Source organism: Francisella sp. SYW-9 (assembly GCF_008711465.1).
Classification (GTDB): Bacteria; Pseudomonadota; Gammaproteobacteria; order Francisellales; family Francisellaceae; genus Francisella.
Window position 1 is genome coordinate 1 of record NZ_VXKQ01000084.1, and the last position, 530, is coordinate 530.

The window sequence follows — 530 nt, forward strand, 5'->3', positions numbered from 1 at the left end:
CTTCATGATCTTTTTTTTTCTTTCTTTTTTTTCTCACTTCTTTTTCTTTTATTTCTTCCTTTTCTTTTGTTTTTCTCCTACATATTTTCTTTTTTTTGTTTTTCAATTTTTTTTTCTCTTCTTTTTTTTCTTTCTTTTTTCTTTTTTTTCTTTTCATCTCTTCCTCTTTCTTTTCTCTCTTATTTTTCTTCTTTCTTTCTTTTTTTCTTTCTTTTTTTTTCTCTTCTTTTTTTTTTTTCTCTTTTTTTTTTTTTTTTTTTTTTCTCTTTTTCATTTTCTTTCTTTCTTTTTTCTCTTTTTTTTTTTTTTTATCTATTCTTCATATTTCTTTATTTTTTTTTCTTTTTTTCTTTTTATTTTTAATCCTCTTATTCCTTCTTATTCCTCTCCTTTTCCTTTCCTTCTTTTTCACTATTTCTTTTTTTCTCTTTTTTTTTCCTTCTATCTTCTTCTTTTTTTTTTTTTTTTTCTTTTTCTTTTTTCTTTTTTTCTTTTTTCTTTTTTATTTTCTTTTTTTTTTTTTTTTTTTT

General features: G+C 18.5%; 1 protein-coding gene. It reads right to left on the reverse strand.

Going from position 1 to position 530, the window contains the following annotated elements:
* On the reverse strand, positions 1-274 hold a 274-nt coding region (locus F3D62_RS13340; RefSeq protein ID WP_191092631.1), incomplete at its 3' end, for a hypothetical protein.
* Between the last annotated feature and the right edge of the window lie 256 nt (positions 275-530).